Consider the following 1,462-nt stretch of genomic DNA (forward strand, 5'->3'; position numbering starts at 1 on the left):
ATCGTCCGTTCTTCATTCAAAATCTCCTCAGATATCTTGCCGAGAAAATTCTACTTTTGAACACCACTATTTTTAGGGGGGATTACCGAACCAGTCCGCGTCATCCCCCCCGGTCTCCCAACAGCCAATCGGCCGATGGCAGGGTGCTGACCAAAGCCCTGGCTCCGGTGTGGCCGCTGATTTGACCGGCCGTCATAAAGAAGCGGACCGGACGACCGTCCGTGTCGGTGACGGCATGCAGCTTCGTGTTCATCCCACACTTTGTTCGGCCAATCAGCTTGCCACGCCCCCCTTTTTCAACCGCAGGCTGGAAGCCGTGCGGTGTGCTTTGAGGTAAGTGGCATCGATCATAATGGTCTTGTGATCAGCGGCCTCCGCCGCCAACCCATCCATGATCCGGGCAAACACGCCCATGTCGCTCCATCGTTTCCAACGGTTGTAGAGCGACTTGGGCGGACCATACTCCCTTGGAGCATCAGACCAACGCAAGCCATTGCGATTGATAAACATAATCCCACTCAAGGCACGCTTGTCATCGACACGTGGTTTGCCATGGCTCTTTGGACAGAAAGGCCGGAGCCGAGCCATTTGCTCATCGGTCAGCCAAAAAAGATTGCTCATCACGCCTCCTGAAGTTCAGGAGCTTGAATCAGCCCGATCCGACAACCGCAACCAAATCAATGCATCCTGACCCTAATCCCCATACCTAGCCGCATGTGCAAACCTGTGAGGATTCTGCTGAGAACATCTTTTAAATCCTCACACACTTGGGTCAATTCAAAAATAGCACTCTCCGGAGGCTCGTCGAGAACGATACTTTGCACATTTTCAACAGTTTGGCGTGGGTAATTGAACATGTCATTGACAAATTCCACCATGGAATTCTGGTCTGCCATATATATGTCGAGGACATCATCAACGATCTCGGTAAGATTGCTGTGGTGCTCACTATCGAAAGTAAAGCTTCTAAGGGATGATTTGGCCTTGTAGTCAATAATGTCATAGGCACTCGGGAAACACTCCACACGACCGGATCCGGTAAGGATATGAACGTTGCTTGGCAAATCTCCTGAGTTCAGAAGGTCCAAAATACAGCTCGGATTTTTGCCCAATATCTCTGAAACCTCAAGAATGGAGAACGGAGTTTTGGAAAAATCGAAATAGTACATGTTTTCTCAACCTTGATCTGGCGGCGGTGCGAAATCCCAACCCTTGACTGAAAACGTGAACTTTTTAATAACTTAACGCGCGCAACCACCCCGTTACCCAAACAAGTTGAACGTCGAGAAAGCCCAAGCTCCATTCTGAATGCACATTGGGTCGTTACGACCGAGGTATGACAGGCTATCGTTCAGAGCTTTCAGCGACGAGGAGACTCGCTAGGGTCAGGATTCATAACCAAAACATGACGACAGCGGCCAGGGCACAGGCTGACAGGAAGACCTTGGGGCATCTGTCGTAG

1 protein-coding gene and 1 pseudogene are annotated in these 1,462 nt (G+C 50.5%); both read right to left on the reverse strand.

Features of this window, described 5'->3' with window-relative positions:
• Window positions 1-87 precede the first annotated feature (87 nt).
• Window positions 88-621, reverse strand: a pseudogene (locus FOY56_RS23360) (IS5 family transposase); the annotation flags it as partial.
• Window positions 622-677: 56 nt separating this feature from the next.
• On the reverse strand, window positions 678-1,169 hold the full coding sequence (locus FOY56_RS23365) for a hypothetical protein (protein ID WP_146348539.1): 492 nt from the start codon (window positions 1,167-1,169) through the stop codon (window positions 678-680).
• Window positions 1,170-1,462: the final 293 nt, after the last annotated feature.

Source organism: Falsiphaeobacter marinintestinus, from assembly GCF_007923355.1.
Classification (GTDB): Bacteria; Pseudomonadota; Alphaproteobacteria; order Rhodobacterales; family Rhodobacteraceae; genus Phaeobacter_A; species Phaeobacter_A marinintestinus.